23 protein-coding genes and 1 pseudogene are annotated in these 21,593 nt (G+C 67.1%); 12 read left to right on the top strand and 12 right to left on the bottom strand.

Going from position 1 to position 21,593, the window contains the following annotated elements; genetic code table 11:
- Positions 1 to 6: 6 nt before the first annotated feature.
- The 4 genes from rpsI to ACRC20_RS02060 all read right to left on the bottom strand — a co-directional run bounded on the left by rpsI (position 7) and on the right by ACRC20_RS02060 (position 1,688).
- The gene (gene rpsI, locus ACRC20_RS02075; RefSeq protein ID WP_438684676.1) at positions 7 to 540 is read right to left on the bottom strand and encodes a 30S ribosomal protein S9; all 534 of its coding nucleotides are present in this window, start codon (positions 538 to 540) and stop codon (positions 7 to 9) included.
- Positions 537 to 980, bottom strand: a complete 444-nt coding sequence (gene rplM / locus ACRC20_RS02070; RefSeq protein WP_438684675.1) for a 50S ribosomal protein L13 — start codon at positions 978 to 980, stop codon at positions 537 to 539. The genes rpsI and rplM overlap by 4 nt, the downstream gene beginning before the upstream one ends.
- 142 nt (positions 981 to 1,122) lie before the next feature.
- Positions 1,123 to 1,500 carry a thiol-disulfide oxidoreductase DCC family protein gene (locus tag ACRC20_RS02065; protein ID WP_438684674.1) on the bottom strand — a complete coding sequence of 126 codons (378 nt, stop codon included), beginning with the start codon at positions 1,498 to 1,500 and terminating at the stop codon, positions 1,123 to 1,125.
- 5 nt (positions 1,501 to 1,505) lie between these two features.
- Positions 1,506 to 1,688: an antitoxin gene (locus ACRC20_RS02060; RefSeq protein WP_438684673.1), complete on the bottom strand. Its 183-nt coding sequence runs from the start codon at positions 1,686 to 1,688 to the stop codon at positions 1,506 to 1,508.
- 100 nt (positions 1,689 to 1,788) lie between these two features.
- Between ACRC20_RS02060 and glfT1 the strand changes: the two genes are divergently transcribed.
- The 3 genes from glfT1 to ACRC20_RS02045 all read left to right on the top strand — a co-directional run bounded on the left by glfT1 (position 1,789) and on the right by ACRC20_RS02045 (position 4,469).
- Positions 1,789 to 2,730: a galactofuranosyltransferase GlfT1 gene (gene glfT1, locus ACRC20_RS02055; RefSeq protein ID WP_438684672.1), complete on the top strand. Its 942-nt coding sequence runs from the start codon at positions 1,789 to 1,791 to the stop codon at positions 2,728 to 2,730.
- A gap of 84 nt (positions 2,731 to 2,814) precedes the next feature.
- The gene (locus ACRC20_RS02050; RefSeq protein ID WP_438684671.1) at positions 2,815 to 3,792 is read left to right on the top strand and encodes a mechanosensitive ion channel family protein; all 978 of its coding nucleotides are present in this window, start codon (positions 2,815 to 2,817) and stop codon (positions 3,790 to 3,792) included.
- On the top strand, positions 3,789 to 4,469 hold the full coding sequence (locus ACRC20_RS02045; protein WP_438684670.1) for a hypothetical protein: 681 nt from the start codon (positions 3,789 to 3,791) through the stop codon (positions 4,467 to 4,469). The genes ACRC20_RS02050 and ACRC20_RS02045 overlap by 4 nt, the downstream gene beginning before the upstream one ends.
- On the opposite strand, the gene ACRC20_RS02040 is transcribed toward ACRC20_RS02045, so the two are convergent.
- A complete protein-coding gene (locus ACRC20_RS02040) occupies positions 4,387 to 4,830 on the bottom strand; it encodes a GtrA family protein (RefSeq protein WP_438684669.1) in 444 nt (147 codons plus the stop codon). The genes ACRC20_RS02045 and ACRC20_RS02040 overlap by 83 nt on opposite strands.
- A gap of 112 nt (positions 4,831 to 4,942) precedes the next feature.
- On the opposite strand from ACRC20_RS02040, the gene rraA reads away from it, so the two are divergent.
- Positions 4,943 to 5,425: a ribonuclease E activity regulator RraA gene (rraA, locus tag ACRC20_RS02035; protein WP_438684668.1), complete on the top strand. Its 483-nt coding sequence runs from the start codon at positions 4,943 to 4,945 to the stop codon at positions 5,423 to 5,425.
- Positions 5,426 to 5,449: 24 nt separating this feature from the next.
- Positions 5,450 to 8,731, top strand: a complete 3,282-nt coding sequence (gene lysX, locus ACRC20_RS02030; protein ID WP_438684667.1) for a bifunctional lysylphosphatidylglycerol synthetase/lysine--tRNA ligase LysX — start codon at positions 5,450 to 5,452, stop codon at positions 8,729 to 8,731.
- Between the two features lie 5 nt (positions 8,732 to 8,736).
- Here the strand turns inward: lysX and ACRC20_RS02025 are convergent, their stop codons facing one another.
- Complete coding sequence (locus tag ACRC20_RS02025) at positions 8,737 to 9,165, bottom strand: RDD family protein (protein WP_438684666.1); 429 nt, start codon at positions 9,163 to 9,165, stop codon at positions 8,737 to 8,739.
- 314 nt (positions 9,166 to 9,479) lie between these two features.
- Between ACRC20_RS02025 and ACRC20_RS02020 the strand changes: the two genes are divergently transcribed.
- From ACRC20_RS02020 to ACRC20_RS02010, 3 genes are all read left to right on the top strand, one after another.
- Positions 9,480 to 9,638, top strand: a complete 159-nt coding sequence (locus ACRC20_RS02020; protein ID WP_438684665.1) for a hypothetical protein — start codon at positions 9,480 to 9,482, stop codon at positions 9,636 to 9,638.
- 187 nt (positions 9,639 to 9,825) lie between these two features.
- Positions 9,826 to 10,146: a hypothetical protein gene (locus tag ACRC20_RS02015; RefSeq protein ID WP_438684664.1), complete on the top strand. Its 321-nt coding sequence runs from the start codon at positions 9,826 to 9,828 to the stop codon at positions 10,144 to 10,146.
- 2 nt (positions 10,147 to 10,148) lie between these two features.
- Positions 10,149 to 11,990 carry a M91 family zinc metallopeptidase gene (locus ACRC20_RS02010; RefSeq protein ID WP_438684663.1) on the top strand — a complete coding sequence of 614 codons (1,842 nt, stop codon included), beginning with the start codon at positions 10,149 to 10,151 and terminating at the stop codon, positions 11,988 to 11,990.
- 76 nt (positions 11,991 to 12,066) lie between these two features.
- On the opposite strand, the gene ACRC20_RS02005 is transcribed toward ACRC20_RS02010, so the two are convergent.
- The 6 genes and pseudogenes from ACRC20_RS02005 to ACRC20_RS01980 all read right to left on the bottom strand — a co-directional run bounded on the left by ACRC20_RS02005 (position 12,067) and on the right by ACRC20_RS01980 (position 17,114).
- Positions 12,067 to 12,366 (bottom strand): hypothetical protein, encoded by a 300-nt coding sequence (locus ACRC20_RS02005; RefSeq protein ID WP_438684736.1) that lies wholly within the window; start codon positions 12,364 to 12,366, stop codon positions 12,067 to 12,069.
- Between the two features lie 61 nt (positions 12,367 to 12,427).
- Positions 12,428 to 12,514, bottom strand: a pseudogene (locus tag ACRC20_RS02000) (acetoin dehydrogenase); the annotation flags it as partial.
- Positions 12,475 to 12,888: an SDR family NAD(P)-dependent oxidoreductase gene (locus ACRC20_RS01995; RefSeq protein WP_438684662.1), complete on the bottom strand. Its 414-nt coding sequence runs from the start codon at positions 12,886 to 12,888 to the stop codon at positions 12,475 to 12,477. The gene ACRC20_RS01995 and the pseudogene ACRC20_RS02000, both read right to left, overlap by 40 nt.
- 92 nt (positions 12,889 to 12,980) lie before the next feature.
- The gene (locus ACRC20_RS01990; protein ID WP_438684661.1) at positions 12,981 to 14,495 is read right to left on the bottom strand and encodes a flavin-containing monooxygenase; all 1,515 of its coding nucleotides are present in this window, start codon (positions 14,493 to 14,495) and stop codon (positions 12,981 to 12,983) included.
- Positions 14,479 to 15,387 (bottom strand): alpha/beta hydrolase, encoded by a 909-nt coding sequence (locus tag ACRC20_RS01985; RefSeq protein ID WP_438684732.1) that lies wholly within the window; start codon positions 15,385 to 15,387, stop codon positions 14,479 to 14,481. Before ACRC20_RS01985 ends, ACRC20_RS01990 begins: the two co-directional genes overlap by 17 nt.
- 155 nt (positions 15,388 to 15,542) lie before the next feature.
- Entirely contained in the window at positions 15,543 to 17,114 is a 1,572-nt protein-coding gene (locus ACRC20_RS01980; protein WP_438684731.1) for a flavin-containing monooxygenase, read from the bottom strand.
- Positions 17,115 to 17,562: 448 nt separating this feature from the next.
- Here ACRC20_RS01980 and ACRC20_RS01975 point away from each other — a divergent pair, with 448 nt between their 5' ends.
- From ACRC20_RS01975 to ACRC20_RS01960, 4 genes are read left to right on the top strand one after another with little or no spacing between them, the layout of a single operon-like run.
- The gene (locus ACRC20_RS01975; protein ID WP_438684660.1) at positions 17,563 to 18,246 is read left to right on the top strand and encodes a hypothetical protein; all 684 of its coding nucleotides are present in this window, start codon (positions 17,563 to 17,565) and stop codon (positions 18,244 to 18,246) included.
- 9 nt (positions 18,247 to 18,255) lie between these two features.
- Positions 18,256 to 19,317 (top strand): hypothetical protein, encoded by a 1,062-nt coding sequence (locus tag ACRC20_RS01970; protein ID WP_438684659.1) that lies wholly within the window; start codon positions 18,256 to 18,258, stop codon positions 19,315 to 19,317.
- A complete protein-coding gene (locus tag ACRC20_RS01965; protein WP_438684658.1) occupies positions 19,314 to 20,183 on the top strand; it encodes a hypothetical protein in 870 nt (289 codons plus the stop codon). Before ACRC20_RS01970 ends, ACRC20_RS01965 begins: the two co-directional genes overlap by 4 nt.
- 41 nt (positions 20,184 to 20,224) lie before the next feature.
- A complete protein-coding gene (locus ACRC20_RS01960; protein WP_438684657.1) occupies positions 20,225 to 21,541 on the top strand; it encodes a hypothetical protein in 1,317 nt (438 codons plus the stop codon).
- The last annotated feature ends 52 nt before the right edge of the window (positions 21,542 to 21,593 follow it).

The following is a 21,593-nucleotide window of genomic DNA, read 5'->3' as shown; positions in this document are numbered from 1 at the left end:
CGAAGCTCAACGCTTCGAGTACTGCGGAGCTTTCCGGGCTTTCTTCAGGCCGTACTTCTTGCGCTCGGTGGCACGCGCGTCGCGGGTCAAGAAGCCCGCGCGCTTGAGGGTCGGACGATCCTCGGGGCTGGCCACCATCAACGCGCGGGAGAGGGCGAGGCGCAGCGCGCCCGCCTGGCCGGAGATGCCGCCGCCGTGCAGCGTGGCGCGGACGTCGACCGAGCCCTCGCGCTCGGCGAGCACCAGCGGGGACTTCACCAGCTGCTGGTGCACCCGGTTCGGGAAGTAGTTCTCAAGGCTGCGGCCGTTCAGGGTGAACTTGCCGGTGCCGAGGGAGAGCCGAAGCCGGACAACGGCCTCTTTGCGCCGTCCCACGGTGATGATCTCCTCGACGAAGTCGCGCAGCGGGGCTTTCTCCCGAGCCGGCGCGCCTTCCTCGCCGTCGCCCGCCTCGCTGTGGGCGGACTCCAGGGCGTCGAGCGTCGACTCTTCCTCTTCGGTCAGGTATTCCTCGGTCACTGTCTCTTGCTCCTCGCTCACTGCGACACCTGGGTGATCGTGTACGGCACGGGCTGCTGGGCCTGGTGCGGATGCTCCGGGCCCGCGTACACCTTGAGTTTGCGCTCCACGGCGCGGCCGAGCTTGTTGCGCGGGATCATGCCCTTCACGGCCTTCTCGACGACGCGACGCGGGTCGCTCTCGAGGAGCTGGCCGATGGTGCGGGTCTTCAGACCGCCGGGGTGGCCGGAGTGCCGGTGGACCAGCTTGTCGGCGCGCTTGTTCCCGGTGAGGGCGACCTTCTCGGCGTTCACGATGACGACGAAGTCGCCGTTGTCGAGGTGCGGCGCGAACGTCGGCTTGTGCTTGCCGCGCAGCAGGGTGGCGGCGGTGACGGCCAGGCGGCCGAGCACGACATCGGTCGCGTCGATGACATGCCACTGATGGTTCAGTTCAGCAGCCTTCGGGCTGTACGTGGACAAAGGAACACCTCGGGTCTCAAACGGTTTATATGTCTTTCGGCAGAACCCCCGCCTCTGGGCCAGCCGCTCTGACTGGTCGAGGGCGCACGAGGTCCGCAACACCGATCGACCATGGTAGCGGCGTCGGGGCGATCCGGTCAAATCAGCGCGGCTGAACTGCGCAGGCGGCAGTGGATCCGGGCAGCATATACCGATGGCCCGCCACCCAGCGGTAGGCGCGCTCCGCGACCCGCCCGAGCGGACGGACGCGAAGCGCGCGCCCCAAAACCCTGGTCCCCAGCGCGGCGTCGGCGGCGGAGGCGACCGCGTGCGCGCCGCCCGCGCGCCTTCCGGAGCGGTCCAACGCCCACAGCTGCTCGTACGCCTGGTCCAAGCCGATCCCGAACCGCCCGGGCGCGCCCGGAGTCTGCAACGCCGTGAACGTCAGGCGGCCGCCGCGGTCCAGCTTCTTCAAGACGGCGACGCTGCGCTGGCAGAAGCCGCAGTCCGCGTCGAAGAGCACCTCCAACTCCCCCGACATGGCGACTACTCGCCCTCGACAGCCTTGTCCGCCGCCTTCTTGGCGACATCCTGGACCTTGTCGACCGCGGCAGAGTACTTGCCCTCGGTCTTCTTGTCGACGAAATCGGCCGCCTTGTCGATGGCCTGCCCGACCTTGGAGGGGTCCTTCTTGATGAAGCTCTTCACCTTGTCGAAGAATTCAGCCATGGCGCTTCTCGCTCTCTCGCGTTTCCGATCCCGGGTTCGCAGAGCGCGTCCGGGCACTCCTCGATCATACCCGCAGGCGCGTCCAGCAGAATGGTCTGCCGTGTCATCTTCCGCAGGCCCGGCTCCCGCAGGCTCAACAGGCCAAGCGCGCGTCTGGGCAGTCGTCGTCACCCACCGCCGCGCCCAGACGCTGCGCCGCTCCTTGCTCGCGCTGAAGGAGCAGACCGTTCCGCTCGCAGGGCTGGTGGTCGTCGACAACGGCGACGAGCCCGAGGTCGCCGCGCTCGTCGCCGACCTGTGGCCGCACACCCCGGCGACACATGCCCGCTACATCGGCTCCAAGCACAACCTCGGCGGGGCAGGCGGGTTCGCGCTCGGCATTCTGACCGCGCTCGCCGCAGGCGCCGATTGGGTCTGGCTCGCAGACGACGACGGCCGCCCCGACGGCCCCGGCACCCTCGCCTCGCTTTTGAGCTGCGCGAATCGCCACCAGCTCGCCGAGGTCTCCCCCGTCGTCGTCGACGAGGCCGAGCCCGACCGCCTCGCCTTCCCGCTGCGCCGGGGCCTGCGCTGGCGGCGGCTGCGGCGCGAGCTGGGCGACGCGGAGCTGCTCCCCGGGATCGCCTCGCTCTTCAACGGCGCATTGTTCCGATCCGAGGCGTTCTCGGCGGTCGGCGTGCCGGACCTGCGGCTTTTCTTGCGCGGCGACGAGGTCGAAGTGCACCGGAGGCTCGGGGCGAGCGGCCTCGCGTTCGGGACCTGCCTCAAGGCCTCCTACTTGCACCCGCAAGGCTCGGACGAGTTCCTGCCGATCCTCGGCGGGGCCATGCACGCGCAATACCCCTCCGACGAGGCGAAACGCTTCTACACATACCGCAACCGTGGGTACCTGCAGGCCCAGCGCGGCATGCGGAAGCTCGTGCCCCAGGAGTGGGCCCGGTTCGGCTGGTTCTTCCTCGTGACCCGGCGTGACCTGCCGGGTTTCCGCGAGTGGGTCCGGCTGCGCAGAATCGGTCGCGAGGAGCGCTTCGGGGAGCGGTGACCGGCGGACCGGCAATCCCCCCACGCCGCCGCTCCTCGCGAAGGCGCCCGCCTCCACCCGAGTCTTCGACTAAGCTCGACACACGTGCGCGCCGTCATCATCGCTTCTCCCTACAGCGAATGGACCGCCTGGCTGGCCAAATTCGGCGTGCAGAGCCTGGGCGACTGGATGCTCACCCGGGGCTTCCGCATCGCCATGGTCGTCGTCGCGGCGATTCTGATCACGCGGCTGCTGCGCTGGGCGGCAGGGGTCCTCGGCCGAGGCGGCTTCAAAGAACGCCAGCTCAGCTTGCGCAGCGAAGGCTCGCGGCAGCGCGAGACCCTCGCGTCGACCATCGCATGGGTCCTCTCCGTCCTCGTCTACTTCTTCGCCGGGCTGCGCATCGCCAAGCTGCTGGAATTCGACCTCACCGGGCTCACCATCCCCGCGACGGCGGCGGGCGCGGGCCTCGGCTTCGGCGCGCAGCGCATCGTCCAAGACCTCCTCTCCGGATTCTTCATCATCGCCGAGAAGCAGTACCGGATCGGCGACCTGGTCCAGCTCTCCGTGCTCGGCACGAACTACGACCCGGTCGGGACTGTGGAAGAGGTGACCTTGCGCGTGACCAAGGTCCGCTCCACCGAGGGCGAGCTCTTCACCGTCCCCAACGGCCAGATCGTGAAGTCCATCAACATGTCCAAGGACTGGTCGCAGGCCGTTGTGGACATTCCCGTCCCGAGCGGGACCGATATCGGGCACTTGCGCGAGAAGCTGGCCGAGATCTGCAGCACTGCGAAAGACGACACGAACCTCGCCCCGCTCCTGCGCGGCGAGCCCGTCTACGTCGGCGTGGAGAGCATCGAGCTCGACCGGGCCAACCTGCGCATCGTGGCGAACTCCGTGCCCGGCCAGCAATTCGTCCTCAGCCGCAGACTGCGCGCGAAGATCGTGACCGCGCTGCGCAAAGAGGGCATCGCGACGATGTCGAGCCCCGGGCCGCAACAGCCGCCGGACGCGCCGAAGAAGGCCATCCGCCCGACCCGCCCGGAAGAGGACACCGCGCCCCAGGAGCGTGTGCGATGACCGAGCAGAGCGACAAGCGCAGGCCCCCGCACGTCGAAGGGTCCCCGAGCTGGCAGTTCCCGAAAGTCGCCGCGCAGGCGGCGAAGGACAAAGCGGCGGCGAAGCGGCGGCTGCCCGCGACGTTCTTCAACGGCAGGCTGCGCACGTCCACGCTTCTGCTCGTCGTCCTCTATGTGCTCCTCGACGTGACGAAGAAACCGATCCCCGCCCCCGAGCCCCCCGCGCAACCGTGGGCGCCACCGACGAATGCCGTGTTCGGCACGGACGGCAACTGGACGGTCCCCGCACAGGTCCCGACCACGCAGCAGTACTACCCGCCGCAGACCACCGCAGCGCCGCCACGGTCTTCCGAGCGCCCGAAACCGTCCACCTCCGAGACGCCGTCGACTTCGGAGAGCGCATCCGGCACGCCGAGCCCGTCCGAAAGCAGGACCAGGCCGAGGCCCTCGGAGGGTCCGAGCGAGTCCGAGGCCCCGCTGTCGCGCCCGCGCCGCCCGAGCGACACGAGCTCGCCGTCGCCCGCTCCGACCGCGTCCCCCCCGGCTGTCGAGCCGAGCCCGGCCAGCTCCGCAACCCCCGGCGCGGACGGCCAGTTCACGGCCGCTCCGCCGAGTCCGGCAGGCTCGCAGGCGCCCGGAAGATCACCAGCCGCTGCACGAGGAAGTTCATCACTGTGACCGTGCCCTGCGCGACGACCCACGCGGCGGACTCGGCGGGGAACTTCGCGAGCCCCCACGACAGCAGCAGCGCGTAGGCCCCGGCGAAGATGCCGGTCCGCAGCAAGAACGCCACCGCGTAGAGGGCGGCCACCTGCGCGAACCGCTTGGCGCTCGGCTCGGCCTGGAACGTCCAGCGCCGGTTGATCAAATACGCCACGGTCGTGCCGACGACGAAACCCGCGATGTTCGCGATGTTCGGCGGGACCCCGAACTGGGACAGCGCCATCACCAGCCCGTAGTCCACGACGGCGGAGAACACGCCCGTCGCGAGGAAACGGAGGGCCTGGGTCTTCAATCCTGGGGCGGCGTCGCTCGGCACGGCCCATGATTCTAACGCACGAAACCCGCGCCGGGCGTGTCGCACGGCCAGGCCAAACGATATGGGCAACGCTCTCAGGTTTTGTTTAGACGAGGCCACTAGAGTGACCTGTATGACTGCTGTGAACTTCATTCCCACCGCCGACCTCGTCGACCAGATCGGCGATCAAGTCCGCAGCTGCGACACCCAGTTCCGGCAGTTCGGCGGACGCAAGGAGTTCTCGGGCCCGGTGCGCACGATCCGCGCATTCCAAGACAACGCGCTGATCAAGGCCACCCTGTCCACACCGGGCGAAGGCGCAGTGCTCGTGGTGGACGGCTCCGCCAGCGTGCACACCGCGCTGGTCGGGGACGTCATCGCCAAACTCGCGCAGGACAACGGCTGGGCAGGCCTCGTGCTGCACGGCGCCGTGCGCGACGCGGCCGCGTTGGCCGGGCTCGACGTCGGGATCAAAGCCCTCGGCACGAACCCCCGCAAGAGCGGCAAGACCGGCGCGGGCGAGCTCGACGTGCCGGTGGAGTTCGGCGGCGTCGTCTTCACCCCCGGCGACCTGCTGCACAGCGACGAGGACGGGATTGTGCTCACCGAGCGCTAGACCACGGAGGAAGTGACGAGAGCAATGGCTACAGGGGTGGTCGAGGAGAAGAAGCCGAAACACGAGCCGGGGGCAGAGCTGCGTCCGCCTCGGCCCGCCGCGCAGGCGCGGCGCAGACGGAAAGGCCCGTTGCACGAGGCTCCGCACCGCGCCGGACTCGTCATCGGCGCGTTCTCGATCCTCTCGTTCTTGCTCAGCGTCTTCCCGCATCTCCGGCGCTTGGCCGAGACGCCCCGCGTGTACCTCGACCAGTACTTCTTCGCGATCCCCGACACCAGCCTCGCCTGGGCCTTCGTGCTGGGCCTCCTCGCCGCCGCGCTCTCCGAGCGCAAGCGGCTGGCCTGGCTGGTGCTGCTCGGCGCGCTCGTCGTCTACGCCGCGTACAACGTCGCCCAGCTGTTCCACCACGAGCGGTTCTGGCCGATCGCGGGGCTGGCCACCCACATCGTCGCCATCGCGCTGCTGCTCGCCGCGCACCGGGAGTTCAGCACGAAAGTCCGTCGGGTCGCGCCGTTGCGAGCGCTCGTCACGCTGCTCGGCGGCCTTGTCGTGGCGACCGGGCTCGGCTGGGCGCTGGTCGAGGCTTTCCCGCACACACTGCCCTCGGACGAGCGCCTGGCCTACACCCTCAACCGCGTGGTCGTCTTCACAGCGTTCGAGCGGCACGACTTCAGCGGGTACACCTTCGGCTTCGTCAACACCCTGCTCGGGCTCTTTGGCGCGTTCGCGTTCATCGCCGCCGTGATGGTGCTGTTCCGCTCCCAGCGTCTCGCGGCCGCGCTCACGGCGGAGGAAGAGTCTTCGATCCGGGGCCTTTTGGCCGCGTACAGCGAGGACGACTCGCTCGGCTACTTCGCGACCAGGCGCGACAAGGCGGCGGTTTTCGCGCCGAACGGCAAAGCGGCCATCACCTACCGGGTGGAGGTCGGGGTGTGCCTCGCCTCAAGCGACCCGATCGGCGACGAGCGGTCCTGGGCCGGGGCCATTGGCGCGTGGCTCGCGACCTGTGAGAGCTACGGGTGGACGCCCGCCGTCATGGGGGCGAGCGAGCGCGGCGCGCGGGCGTACCGCGAGGCGGGGCTCTCCGCCCTGCAGCTCGGGGACGAGGCGATCCTCGACCCACGGGTCTTCACCCTGGACGGATCGGCCCGGAAAGTCGCCCGCCAGGCGGTGACCCGCGCCAAGCGCGCCGGGATCACCGTGCGCTTCCGCAGGCACAGCCAGTTGTCCCCCGAAGAGCTCGCCGCGACTGTGCGCAGGGCGGACGAGTGGCGGATCGGCGCGGAGCGCGGCTTCTCCATGGCGCTCGGCAGGCTCGGCGACGGCACGGACGGCGACTGCCTGCTCGTCGAGGCGCTCGGCCCGGACGGCGAAGTGGTCGGCCTGCTCTCCTTGGTCCCCTGGGGCCGCTCGGGCGTCTCGCTCGACGTGATGCGGCGGGATCCGAAATCGCCCAACGGGGTGATGGACCTGATGATCTGCGAGCTCGCCATGCACTGCAGGCAGCTGGGCGTCACCAAGATCTCGTTGAACTTCGCCGTCTTCCGCAACGCCTTCGAAGAAGGCTCCCGGCTCGGCGCGGGCCCGGTGGTCCGCGTCTGGCGCGGCGTGCTGCTGTTCTTCTCCCGATGGACGCAGCTGGAGGCGATGTACCGCTTCAACCACCGGTTCGGCCCGGACTGGGTCCCCCGGTACGTCTGCTTCGAGGAGGCCCGGCTCGTCCCGAGGGTCGCCATGGCCTCCGGCATCGCCGAGGGCTTCCTCGTCGTGCCGAAGTTCGGCGGCAAATCCGAACGCGCCGGGCAGCGCCCGACCGCGCCCGCGGCCCTGCTCTCCCCCGCCGCCGCGTCCGAGGACGACCAGCGGAACAAGCCGAGGCTCCCGCAGCAAGTGCGCGTGCGGATCGGGAAGCTCGAACGGCTCCAAGACCAGGGCGTGAACCCTTATCCGGAGTCCGAGCCGCCGACTTCGACGGTCCGCGACGCCTTGGCCGCGGGGATGTCCCGCTCCGGGCGACAGGTGCGGGTGGCGGGCCGGGTGCTGCGCGAGCGCGACCACGGCGGGGTGGTCTTCGTCGACCTCTCCGACAACTCCGGCTTCGCACAGGTGGTCCTCGAGGAGCGCGAGCTCGCCGCAGGCAGGCTCGACGCGTTCCGCAAGGAGATCGACCTCGGCGACCTGATCAGCGTGGAAGCGGTCCCTGGAAGCTCGCGAACAGGCACGGCTTCGCTTTTGGCGAGGGACTGGCGGCTCGACGCCAAATGCCTGCGCCCGCTCCCGGACAAGCACCGAGGGCTCGCCGACCCCGAGGCCAAGGTGCGTCTGCGGCATGTGGAGCTCATGACGAACCCGCAGGCGCGCAGCGCGCTGTCGACGCGGGGCGCGGTGCTGCGCGCCCTGCGCGAGCAGTTGTGGGGCGAGGGGTTCCTCGAAGTCGAGACCCCGGTCCTGCAGCGGATCCACGGCGGCGCGAACGCAGAGCCGTTCCGCACCCATATCAACGCGTACGACCTGCCGCTCTATCTGCGGATCGCTCCGGAGCTCTATCTCAAGCGCCTGCTCGTCGGCGGTATGGAGCGGGTCTTCGAGATCGGCCGAGTCTTCCGCAACGAGGGCGTGGACGCGACGCACAACCCCGAGTTCACGTTGCTCGAGGCATACCAGGCGCACTCCGACTACCGGGGCATGCGAGATCTGACCGAGCGGATGCTGCGCGCCTGCGCGCAGGCCTCCGGCCACGAGGGCCTGCTCGCCACCCCGGGGCCCTGGCCGATGATCCCGATGCTCACCGCGATCTCCCAAGCCCTCGGCGACGAGGTGGACGAGAACACCCCCGTCCCGAAGCTGCGCCAGCACCTCGCCTCGCGGGGCTTCGAGTTCCGTCCCGACTGGGACGCGGGGCAGCTGCTCTTGGAGCTGTACGAGCGTTTGGTCGAGCACTCGACGACCACGCCGACCTTCTACAGCGATTTCCCGTTGTCCGTCTCCCCGCTCACCAAACAGCACTCCGACCGGCCCGCGCTCACCCAGCGCTGGGACCTCGTGGTCGGCGGCATGGAGTTGGCCACCGCCTACAGCGAGCTCAACGACCCTGTCGAGCAGCGCCGCAGGCTCCAGGCCCAATCCGCGGCGGCGGCGGGCGGCGACCCAGAGGCCATGGAGCTCGACGAGGACTTCCTCGAGGCGCTGGAATACGCCATGCCGCCCACCGGCGGACTCGGCGTCGGCGTCGACCGGATCGTCATGCTGCTGACCGGGCGGAATATCCGCGAGACCTTGGCCTTCCCCCTCGTCAAGCCGAAATAGCCGCCCTAGGCCCGCACGACGACGGCGCGCGACCGCTTGCCCGCGTCGATATGGGCGACATGGCGCAGGAGCACTCGGCCATTGCCGACCGGGAGGCCGGTGCCTTCCTGGACCAGCTTGATCTTCAGCACCTCTTTGCCGATCGTCTGGCCCGTCCTGCCCTGCTTCACGACGACGTTCCAGACGAACACGGCCAGCGCCGAGGCCGACAGGAGCACCGACGCGACAGCTGCGCCGACCGATGTGCCGGAATACAGGCCGGACGATTCCTTATGCGCCTGCACCACGCCGAGCAGGACGCCGAACGGCAGCACGACGAGCGCGTCGACGAGCGCGGCCAACACCCGCGACGCCCGTGGGGCGCGGTCCTTGCGCTGCGTCCCTTGTGACGCAGCCTCGCCCGTTCGAAGCCGAGGCCTCTGTGTCGAATACATGCTTCCCCGTCTTTCTACGTCGTGCCGTGCTGGGACTGTAGTCCATCGGCGCGCGGGGCAATCTTTCGGGGATCACAGAATAGTCACGATTTCGTTGCGACACATTTCGCAACGGCCACAAAGCGGGGAGGCCTCCTGGGCTTTTCCGGAGCCCCGCCCCCTCGCTATGCCGGACGCCACAGGACATCCCCGAAACGGCCCCCCTCTGCCGCCGCGAAGGCCGAAAAACCGAGTAAGATCTCTTCTTAGACAACCCACAGAATTTCGAACCTGAGGCTCAGCGCGGAGCGCTCGGCCAACCTACAGGAGAGAGCATGACCTGGACGTTGACGTCGTTTCTCGCCCACAGAAAAACCCCGAGCCCGGCGATCGCGCCGACGGCGCTGCTGGACTGGCCCCCGGAAGAGACGGAGCGCCTGGCGAACGGGTCGGAACGGGCGCAACTGTCGGACGACCCCCGCCAAGAGCGCTGAACCCCGCCGCGAGCCCCCAGGGCCCGCCGCGCCGGGGAGGACGCGTGCGCAAATGTGGTCCACGCCACTTGTAACGGTCAAGTTTCCGGGGAACCTGAGGCACAACTCCTGCGTCTAAGCCTGTAAGCAGATTTTCCGTGAGGCTGGGCTCAGCCTGGCCGGGATCATATTACAAGGCAGGAGTGCTATGTCAGACAATGCTGTTTTGACGGTGAACGCCGAGGAGCTGAGAAGCTACGCGAGCGCGGTCAGGGGAGAGGCTCCTGCGGCGCAGGAGATCGCGAAGAGCTCCGCCGAGGCTTTGGCCTCGTACGGCCCCGCGCTCGGCGGGAGCGCCGTGCAGGCTGCCGCCGACCTCAAAGACGCGTGGGCCGCGGCAGACGAGGCGTACCTCAAACGGCTGGAGGACACCGCCGCGCAGGTCGAGTCCAGCGCGGCGCTGTACGAGGGCAACGACGACAGCGGCTTCCACGCGATGCGCCTCGTCGAGCGGGACGGGGGCCGCTGATCATGGCGTTGGCCTTCAAACCAGACATTGTGAACTACGACTCGGCGGGGGCGAACGCCCTCCTCGGCGGCGTCTCGCGGCGCGGCGAGGGCTTCCCCGCGCACGGCGCCTCGGTCCGGGGGCACAGCCAGTCGCTGACCTGGGGCGGACAAGCCCGCGAGGCCGCGAACAACGTGTTCGCGGGCAACGACGCGTACGCCAAGGCCGCAGGCGGCTCGGCCGCGCAGCTGGCCGCCGACCTCGGCCCGATCTTGAACGCCCGCGCGCAGCTCAAGGCCGTGGCCTCCAACATCATCGAGGACGGCGCGCAGATGCGCTTCACGTTCTCGGACGCCGGGGAGGTCAACGACTACTACGGCTCGACCGGCCTGTGGCATGAGCTTCCCGCCGACGAGAAGGCCAAATACCTCAAACTCCGCGACGAGCTCCCCAAGCGGGTGGCCGACGTGCTCGCCCAAGGCCAGCAGCTGGACGACGCGGCGACCACGGCCCTGACGCGCGCGGCGAACCTCGCCGTGCCGCCCGCGCTCGGCGCCGACCAAACCGCCGTCCAGAGCCAAGGGGACGGCCTGGCGTTCACCCGCGACCAAGGCATGGCCATTTTCCAGACCGGCCCCGGCGACGACGTGGTCTCGGTCAAGCAAGGCACCGGCGGTCGCCTGATCGTGACCGTGAACGGCAAGTCGCAGACGCTCAGCGCCCAGGACTCGGAGAACGTGCTGATCCAGACCCAGGGCGGGAACGACCGGGTCTCGGTCGACCCGAATGTGACGGTCCGCGTGCGCTTCCAGCTCGGCGACGGCAACGACGTCATCGACGACCAAGCTGTCGGCGGCTCGTACATCGACGCGGGCAACGGCGACGACACAGTGACCCTCGGCGGCGGGCACAACACCGTCTACCTCGGCGCGGGCAACAACACCGTGACCGGCAGCAAGGGAGCCGACTACATCAACGGCGGCTCCGGCAACAACAAGATCAACGCGGGCAGCGGCAACAGCGTCATCTACGGCGGCACCGGGACCAACACCATCAATGCGGGGACCGGGAAGAACACCATCTACGCGGGCAGCGGGCAGGCCACGATCAACAACCAGGGCGGCAACGACACCGTCTACGCCCAGGCCGGGACGCACGTCAACGAGGGCTCCGGGCACAACCAGGTCGTCACCATCCAGCCGTTGGAGGTCCCCGACAACATCACCGTCCAGGGCTCGCCCGAATTCCAACGCAGGATCCAGGACGACCTCGAAATGCTCGCGGCCTCGCCGGACGGGCAGAAGATGCTCCAGGGCCTCGGCCACAGCGGGCACAACCTGCTCATCGACGACGGCCACCTGCTCAACGACGGGAAGGTGCTGTACAACAACGGCTACACCGCGCCGTCGCACGGGGACCAGCCGACGAACGACTCCGATTTCTATTACGACACGCAGCACAACCGTCCCGGCGCCGGGACGGACGCGATCATCAGCATCGACACCACGCTCACCAACCTCGGCAACCTCACGCAGGGGTCGGCCCCGGACTACCACGAGCTCAACCCCACCGTGGTGATGTACCACGAGATGGCGCACGCCTACGACGACACGAATGGGACCATGATGCCGGGGGACTACGGCCCCAACGGCAAAGACCCCGTCGACTCGCAGAACATCGGCAGCTGGTCGCCGCAGTACCTCGCCAACGCGGAGCACGAGGCCGTCGGCCTGCCGGTGGACTGGGACGGCAACCCGAGGACGCCGGAGGCTCCGGTCCCGGACTCGGTGCATCCGCACGACCTCACCGAGAACGCCTTGCGCGACGAGATGGGGCTTCCCGACCGCGAGCACTACCTCGGGTAATTCCACACCTCAGACGAAGGCGCCTGCCCGAACGGGCAGGCGTCTTCGTCTGAGCGGCCTCAGGGCCTGAGCGGCCTCAGGCGCGGTACACCTGCCGGGTGATTCGCGACACGATCGGAAAATACCACGAGCCTGACGATCCAACGATTGGCAACGACCGCCCGAACAAGCCGCAGTACACACGCGCTTTATCTTTGAGTATTCCCTTGACCACACGCTTTCCAACTGTCGACGGAAGGTACAGCTTCGGCACGAACGGCGCGATCCTCTTGGTGACACGGGCCGCGTCTCCAAAGCCAGAAATGATGTCGGTGAGGATGAACCCTGGATGCAAGCACGTGGCGCTCACTGGGCGGCGCATGGCCTTGAGCTCCATCCGCAAGCTCTCCGTGTGTCCGCGCACGGTATCCACGCACGCCGAATTTCGACGCGAAATATGTGGCTGTTCCCGGAAGCGCTATGAACCCCGCCGTGCTCGACGTGTTCACCATGTGGCCATCGCCCGACTCCAGCAATTTCGGCAGATAGGCTCGGGCGCAGTCCAACATGCCTGTGAACAGGACGTCGATGGCGCGATCATGGTCTGCCATGATGTCGCCTCGATGAGCCCAGGAACAGCGACACCGGCATTGTTGATCGCGATGTTCAATCCACCGAAATCCGCGACGACCTCGTCGGCATGCGCTATGACCGCCGAGCGGTCACGCACATCCAACTGGTAGCACTTGGCCTCCGCGCCCACGCTCCGGCACAGTTCAGCCGTCTCTTGCAGGCCGGCTGAATTGATATCGGTCAGCGACAACCTTGCCCCGTGCCGGGCCAGTTCGACCGCTATGCCTCGACCGATACCGGAAGCCGCGCCGCTCACGGTCGCCACCTTGCCAACGAGAACTTTCATATCCATCCCTTGCTAAAAGAGCATCGCTTCGCCCATGAAGTCACGATAATTCCGACGAGCCGACACGCGCCTTGTGCCGCCCCTCGGCGGCGTCACACGACAATTTCGTACGATTCCAGCCCAACCTTTTGAGAATATTTCATCAACCGCCGAAAGCTGCCGAACCGGAATATAGGCGCTTCGTTCTGCGAATTCACGTAGTACCCGGTCTCGCCCGCGTGGAGATCCGCGAGATAGTATTCGATAGACTTCGCCTCTCGACGCATCTTCTCATGAAAATCCCTCTCCGCGGAACGCTTCACTTCGATGGAAACAGCCGACGAACGACGAGCCACCTCCAAAGCGCGAGACGCGTGCGCCACCGCAAGCTCCACCACATCGTGCCAAGTGCTGCCCACCCACGAGTACGGGCCGACGACCATCCACCGATTCGGGAAACCAGGCACCGCAACGCTGTCGAACGCCCGCATACCGTTCGTGTTGAAATATTGCCCGAGGTCCACGCCGTCGCGCCCGATCACTCGTCCGGACAGATACGATTTCGGCTCCGAGAACACCGAGAAGCCGAGAGCGGTGACAAGGTAGTCGAATTCGTATTCGGTTCCGCCGATCGTCCTGACTCCTTTTTCTGTGACCGAGTCGATAGGATTCGTCTCAAGCTTCACATGAGGAAGATTGAAGGCCCGCGGATACTCGGAATTGAGGGTCGGACGGTGGGTCATGAACCCGTGCGACGGCGCAAGCGCGGCCGCCGTTTCAGGATCGTCCACCACCCGCCGCAAGTAGCGCGGGTAATGTTTTAGCGCCAAAGCGTCCATCGATTTGAATACTCGCGTGGCCAACCAGAACGGCATAATGCGGAAGAAGCCAGAAAAAACGTCGAAGAGCGAGCGAAGCGTCCAACGCAGCGCAGGGGTCACGCCCGGCAGCGCCAGCACCCGGTGGGCGCGCCTGCCCAGCTCGGCATCTGGTTTCGGGAGCGCGTACGCCGCGCTTCGCTGGAAAACCACCAAACTGCCGACCAGGGGCGCGACCGCAGCGACGAGTTGGACCCCCGTCGCGCCAGTCCCGATGACCCCGACGCGTTTGCCCCTCAGGTCGTAATCGTCTCGCCACGAAGCCGTCGACGCGTGCACGCCCTTGAAGTCTGCCAGTCCAGGTATGCCGTCGCCTGATTTCGGATCGAGGAACGGGCCGAGCGACGAGATGACAAAACGAGCTGTGATCGTCCTGCCGTCCCGCGTCTCGACCGACCACCAATTGTTCTCCCCGTCCCAGGTTTCTTTGACGACCTCCACGCCGAAGCGGAACTTGTCGAGCAGGCCGCGCTCTGACACCAGTTTTTCTAGGTAGTCGAGAACCTCATGCCCGGGAGCGAAGACCCGGGACCAGTCCAGCTTCACCGCGAACGAGTACTGATAGAGCACAGACGGGATGTCCACCGCCACGCCGGGGTACCTGTTCTTGAGCCAGGTGCCGCCGAGGCCGTCCTCGCGGTCGATGACCAGATAATCGTCGATTCCCATCTCGCGCAGTCGAACGGCGGCGCAAATACCGCCCAGCCCCGCGCCGATCACGAGAACTGTGACATCAGGATTGTCGGCCATGTATTCCTCCGGTTTCCGAGCTGGCGACTATTCTTCCGGTTTCCGAACCGGCGACTTCGAGAACGAATCCGGTCACGAGCGACAACGCGTACCTCGCGTTATCCGGAAGGCTGCCCGCTTTTGATGAAAATCCGACTCCGAAAACAAAGTCATGCACTTGATCAGCGAAGCTATGCGTCACTGCGGAGCCCCCGGATCGGGAGATCCTGGCCGTGAGCTCGAAAATGTCCGCTTCGAACAACTCGCCGCGCGCAGTGATGAACATTGACGGGGGGAATGATTCGGCAGGCACGTCCACGAGGGAAGTCTCGCCGACGAAACCGACCGGGCCCTGAAAGACTTTCCTGGACAACTGAGCGACCTTGAGCTTCGAGAGCACAGCATCGCGCCATCCGGATCGGGACGGGTTGCGCCCCACGAACAGATCCACCGCTGGCGACAGGCCGACGAAGGCGGCGGGCCGGGGAAGCTGCGCTTGCGCACTCGCTTCCACCACCTTCCCCGCGAGGAACCCGCCTGCCGAATCGCCCATGACGACGATGCTGGTGTAGCCGAGACGAAGGAGATCCCGATATGCTTCGACCGCGTCGTGCACCGCCGACCCGACGCCGCCGCTCTCCAGCTTCCGATAGTCGACCGAGTACACGGGCATGCGCAGCCTGTCCGCGATCCACCGAGTCAGCTTCGAGAAGACCTGCGGATTGCCCGACAAGAAAGCGCCGCCGTGGAAGTAGAGCACGGCATGGCGGTCGCTGTATCCGGGTCCGGAGAAGACCAACGCAGGCCGCTGGCCGACCACTCGTTCGATGCAACTGACCGTGACCCGTTTTCGCGCAAGAGCCCTGTTCAAGGGCACCATAGCCCGTTCAAGCAAAGACAACGGCACCAGCATCGACAACAACTTCGACACATACAACGCGTATCGGAGGCCGGGGTTCCCGTGCCGGTCGTGGTGAACGATGGTCGACCGCTCTCCCCGCGAAGCCGGGGCAGGACTCACGAACTCTCGTCTTTCTCGCCCTCGGCGACCACGTTCATTCTCGGCATTCACTTCGCTTGCCCCACCATGAGGTCGTGGCCGACAGGCCTATGGGCGCTCGCCCGACGGCCGAACGAGTACAAAGCTTTGAGCGGCCAATAACGATCCTTCAACACCTGCGGCCATCCAGTGGCGCGAATACGGAACAGCAACTCGCCTTGATATGTCAAATAGTATGAATTAGCGCCCGAGCAGTAGCTGCCGCCCCAGTTCGACCTCGCCAGTTCCGCCTTGCGGCGGCGCCGATAGCCCCGATACGGCTGCAGCCGGAGCTCGGCCCGTGTCGAATTGGTCCGGAGCGCCTCGATCATCGTCCGACGCGCGTGTATTGCCGAGCCCTCGATCGAGTCGATGACATCGAACGTGTACACCGTCGGCCCGCATCCGACGAAGAAAAGATTCGGCCACCCTGGCGTCGACACGCCGTCGTAGGCGAAAGCGCCGTTCTCCTGCCAGTACGCTCCAAGCTCCTCGCCTCCTACCCCGAAGACGGGCATCGACGGAGTCGAATGCTGGTCGTAAATATGAAACCCGGTGGCCAGCACCAGCACGTCGATGGGGTGTTCTTGGCCGTCTGCCGTCACAATCCCCCGAGGGGACACGCTGTCTATCCCCTGCGTCACCAGCCCAACATGCTCCTGCTTGAACGCCTGGAGGTACTCGGAGGAAAACTCCGGCCTCTTGCATCCCATCGGATATTTTGGGATAAGTTTCGCCTCGAGCTCGGCGTCGTTCAGGATGCTTTTATATATTCCCACCAGCCGCGCAGTCATTCGCCTGGAGAACCATTCCCTCTCCATGAACGGCGTGGTGACCAGACTATACGCGCTCCTCAAGAGCTGCATCACGAGGCTGTCGACGGGTTTGGAGAAGATCACCTTCTGCAACGCCGGGCTCAGCGTCCGATCTGGCTTTTGCACAATCCATATCGGTGTGCGCTGAAAGACCGTCAGACGTTCGACGGATTTTGCCAATTCGGGCACGAGCTGCACCGCGGACGCGCCTGTGCCGATGACGCCCACTCGTTTTCCAGAGTAGTCAGTGCTAGCGTCCCATCGCGCGGTGTGGACCACCGGTCCGGCGAAGCTGTCCAACCCCGGAATGTCGGGAGTCTTCGGTTTCTCTAGGAAACCGTGGCACATGAGCACGAAACGGCTCGACAGCACTTCGCCCGAGGACAATCGCACCTGCCACAGATGGCGTTCATCGCACCATGTGGCCGACTCAACGACGGTGTTCAAGCGTATCTTCGAGCGGAGGTCGAAGTCGTCCGCGACAGAGTTCAGGTACCGACGCACCTCATGCCCCTTGGGGAACAAAGAGTGGGTCCGGAAAGGCTTCGCGGACAATCGGTACGCCATGGGCGGAGCGTCGACGCCCACGCCAGGGTATCGGTTGATCCACCACGTGCCGCCGACCCCATCGTGCTTCTCCAGGATTTGAAAGTCATGGACGCCGTGCTTGCGCAACTCAAGCGCGGCGGCGAGCCCGCTGAACCCAGCCCCGATGATCAGGGCCGTGAAATTTGGCTTCGTTCCGTCTTCCGCTGGCGCGGCAATGCTGGATCGATCTTCCGACATCACAACGAGGACCTCGCTATCCGGTTGGTTCTTGCACTGGTTAGTTCTTGGACTGGTTGGTTCTTGCACAGGTCGAGCAGGCGCTCCGCCCTCCATCCGCCGGGACGGCATTGCCTGCCGGGGAGTGGGCCATGCGAATCCTTGCCTTCGAACCGTGAGCACAGCACGTGCTGTCAACTGTTGTCCTTGGCGAAGGTATATGAGCTCGGCCACATCGGATGTACGGAAAATGGACAGTCGGACCCGCTGCGCTGTTATCCCCCGCCGACCTGGCAACCGCGCCGTTGCGCTCACCCTGAATTGATCGAAAGACCATGAGCATCGGCGGAAAACCGCCTCCTCGTGGCATGCGAGCAGTGTTTTCGCGCCGCATCATGCTCTTCTCGAATCAACACCGTCGCGGACAAACACCCGCCGGCCAATCCCCGTGAACCAGGAAGTAACGCGCATGACGATCTTCTCCCGCATCCCGGTTGCCCGCCTCGGCGTGGCCGCCGCCCTCGCATCGGCCGTCCTCGCGCCAGCGGCGCCCGCGCACGCCGAGACGCTCAACGGCCTGTTCTCCCTCACTCCGGGGACGTGTGCCGGATCGCCGCAAGGATCGTACTTCCGCATGATCCTCCCCGCAGGCGGGGAGAACGGCCCCTACCTCGGCAACAGCGACTCCCCCTGCGGCGACAACACCGTCACCCCGCTCGCTCCGGGCACAGACGGCGGTTTGGTCAGCGGCCGGTACCAGCCGCAGCCCGCGTCGCCGTTCGCCGGGAACGGCGACGCGACCGCCGGGACGGTGACCCGCCCGGTGCGCTTCTACGGCGTGCTGTTCGCGACCTCGACGAACCAGAACGACCCGCAGACCAAAGAGGCGACGGCGCTGCCCGCGATCAACCGCGACGGCAACACGCTCAGCGGGGACCTCTCGGCGTTCGCCGCCACCTGGAACAACCAGTTCTTCAACCAAGGCGCCCCGAAGCCGGGCGGCGACCTCCCCGGCCTCACCACCCCGGTGAAGGGCACCATCGACGGCAGCGGCAACTTCACGCTCTCGTGGACCAGCCTGATCGTCAGCGGCCCCTTCGACGGGTTCACCGGCTACTGGCACCTGCAGGGCCACTTCGGCGGCGGCCGATGAGCCAGCACCGTGGCGGGCACTAAGCGCGAGCCGAAGAAGGGCGTCCTCGACGTGACTGATCTGCCGAAGCACACAGCTCTGCCGAAGCACGAGGCGGAGGCTCCGGCCTCCGCGCCGGGAGCGGGCCCGCCCACAACCCATTGGCTCCGCGCCAATTGGCTCTGGGCGCTGCTCGTGCTGGTCGGCGTGGCCTTCATCTTGGCTCCGATCCGGCTCGGCATGTACGGCGAGGCGGCCGAAGGCCAGCGCATGGTCGAACGGTTCACCCCGGTCCTCACCGACCAACGCCTCGACCGGCTCGAAGACCATCTCAAAGTGATCGAGGCCGCCCGCGCCGAGACCGAGGCGAGGCAGTTGCCGCAAGGGGACCTCGCCCATCTGAACACGGCCGAGTTCACCCGGCAGTTCCCGGAGACCGAAACGCGTTTCTCTGGCTGGATCACGCGAATGCGCGCCGACGAGGGCGTGTTCGGCCAGCTGAAGTCGCTGCCCCCGTTCGGCCTCTTCCCCTTCGTCTTCGGTTTCGCGGGCTTCGCCCTCGTCGTCGTCGGGACCATCGGCCTCCTGTCGGACTCCGCCCCCAACAAACGCCGGACGCTGCAGGTCGTCGCCGCGCTGGTGGGAGTCAGCCTTGTCCTGTTCCCCGTCGCCACGGGCGTGTTCGCCAAATCTGCCGCAGGCACCAAGCTCCTCGCGGACTTCCGGCCGATCCTCACCGAGGAGAACGTCCGCTGGGCGCAGAGCCAGTTCGTGGTGATCGGGCCCTCGTCCGCCGAGCTGCTCAACGACCTGCACACGGATCCGCAGGCCAAGCTCCCCGCGACGAGGGCGTTCGTGGACCAATGGGCGACGATCAGCTCCGACTTCGCGGGCGTGATCGAGGAGTTCGCCGACAACCTCGGCCACTTCCAGGCCCTCGAACGGCTCAACCAGACCACGGCCCCGCTGAGCTTCGCCGCATTCGACGAGTTCGGCTGGTTCTATCTCTCGCCGGGGCTCCTCCTTGTGGCCGCCGTCGGCGCAGACGTGCTCACACGGAGAAACCGCGCCGACCAAAGGGAGCAAGCATGAACACCACAAGCCGTACCACCGCCAAGGGCCGCGCCGCAGCGGCGCTCGCCGCGCTGCTGCTGATCGCGACGACTTCCGCCTGCGGCAATGCCAAGCCTGCGCAGCCCGACCGCAGCGGGACAGACCTTGTCGGGCTCTTCCGATTCGATCCCGGCAAGTCCCTCGGCCCCGACAAGGCGCCCTCTGGGACGTGGTTCCAGATGGTCACCCCTGCGGGCGGCGTGATGTCGAACTCCAACCCCGGCGCCGACATCTGGCAGGTCGGCGGCAAGCCGGTGCCCGGCGCGTACACGTACCTCGAACCCGGCGCCGGCGGCGGCCTGCGCTCGGGCGGGTACCAGAGCGTGCCCGACCCCGCCTTCGCAGGCACGCCGACGGACCCGAAGGCGGGCGACTCGCTCGCGAGCTCGGTGACCCAGCCGACCCCGTTCTTCTTGGTGAGGTTCTCCATCTCCACCAATCCGACCGACCCGCAGACCAAGCGCCCGGTCGGCCCGCCGAAGGTCGTGCTGCTGAAAGACGGGACGCTTGTGGCGGACCTGTCCAGCTGGGCCGCCACGTGGAACGGGCAGTACTTCAACCAAGGTGCGCCGAAACCCCAACCCGCGAAAGACGCCGAGGTCCAAGGCGCGGCGCAGGTCAAACAGGTCTGGGACTGGGCCGCGCAGAAGTTCCTCGACGTGCCCGTCGCGGATAACATCCCGCAAGGAGATTGGGCGAAAGGCTCCTACGACCCTGCGACGAAGCATTACACCCTTGAGTGGCGGAGCCTCATCGTCGGCGGGCCGTTCGACAAGTTCACCGGGCTCTGGCACCTCGAAGGGTCCTTCGAGCCGTCGGACAGCCCAGCGCCCACTCGACCTTGATCGTGAGCGGAGGACGAATGAACAACAGGAAGAGCATCCAGATGAAGCCAGTGGGAGGGAGAACCCGTTCCGCGTTCGGCGCCGCCCGGACGGCGGGCGCTGCGCTCGTGTCCGCGATGGCCGTCGTCGGCGCGCTCCCGCCGCAGGCCGTGTCCGCCGAGCCTGCTCCCGACCGGCACGCGGCCCACAAAACTGCGCCGCAGGCGCCGACCCGGCAAGAAATCACGGACTCGCTGGCCCGTCTCGCCGCAGCGGTCCGGGCAGCGAAAGCGAAGCCGCAGCAAGCCCCCGCGACGCAGGCCCCGACCGCACGCCCGAAGCCGGTCGCCGCCGCGACCGCGCCGCCGAAGGCCGAGCCTGCCGAGCCAGACGGCGCGAGCGAAGCCCTGCCCGCGAGGCTGAGCCACGGCGCGGGGTACGACCAGATCACGACGCTCGCCCTGCAGGTCCCGGAGACCGCGAACGCGCTGCATATGCTGGCGCGGGCGGAGAGCAACGAGGCCGTCCTGGCGGCGGCCGAAGCGGACGATCCGGACACGGGCGGCGACGACGGCGACCAGTCTTCCAATCCCGCTTTGGCGAGCGTGCTCAGCTTGAACAACGGGCCGATCCTCTACCAGCCGCCGTGCCCGTTCGGCTGGCCGCCCCCGGACCGCTACGGCGGCCTCGCGGACATCATCGAGCTCGCGCCGATGGCCGGGGACTTCGTCTCGGAGGCCTTCGCCCCCGCCGCCGCATGGCAGCCGATGGCCCAGCTCTTCGGCCCGCTCATCGCGATCATCCAGCCGACGATCAAGCCGAACAGGTACTGGATCAACCCGACGATCATCAATGTCCAGAACCCGATCAACGCGATCCACTACCTTTTCTTCGGCTGGTACGACATCTGGCACCGGCAGAAGTTCCTCACCGAGGAGGTCGAGTGGGCCAACGAGGTCGCGCCGTGGCTCCAGCAGGTGTACCAGACGCCGCAGGCGGCCTGCGTCGTCGCCTTCGAGGGCATGTTCCAGCGCCTCGTGGAGACCGGCAACCCGTGGCCGCGCGGCTGGTACGTGGAGGACCACGCCACGACCTGGGACATCGACAAGATCGGCCCGTACGAGCCCGCGTCCCCAGGATCGCGGCCGAAGGCCCTGCAGGACCTCGACCGCCAGCTCGCGATCGAGGACGGCGACATCCCGGCTCCTGCCGAGAACGTGCCGCCTGCGGCTCCCGCCGCGCCGAGCAAGCCTGCCCCGGCGCAGCCGAAGCCTCAGCAGCCGGTCCCGCCGCCCCAGCAGGGGAAGCCCCAGCCTCAGGCCGAGCCTCCCCCGCAGAACACCTTCCCAGGCATTGACGCGAGCGTCGAAGTGGGCTGACCTGCGGAGAAACAAAACGGTTGTGGCCGGGCGAAGATGTCTTCGCCCGGCC

It is taken from the genome of Segniliparus sp. (genome assembly GCF_051660745.1).
Taxonomy (GTDB): Bacteria; Actinomycetota; Actinomycetes; order Mycobacteriales; family Mycobacteriaceae; genus Segniliparus.
The sequence above is the reverse complement of the archived record's forward strand: the minus strand, read 5'-3'. Positions and strand labels throughout refer to the sequence as shown.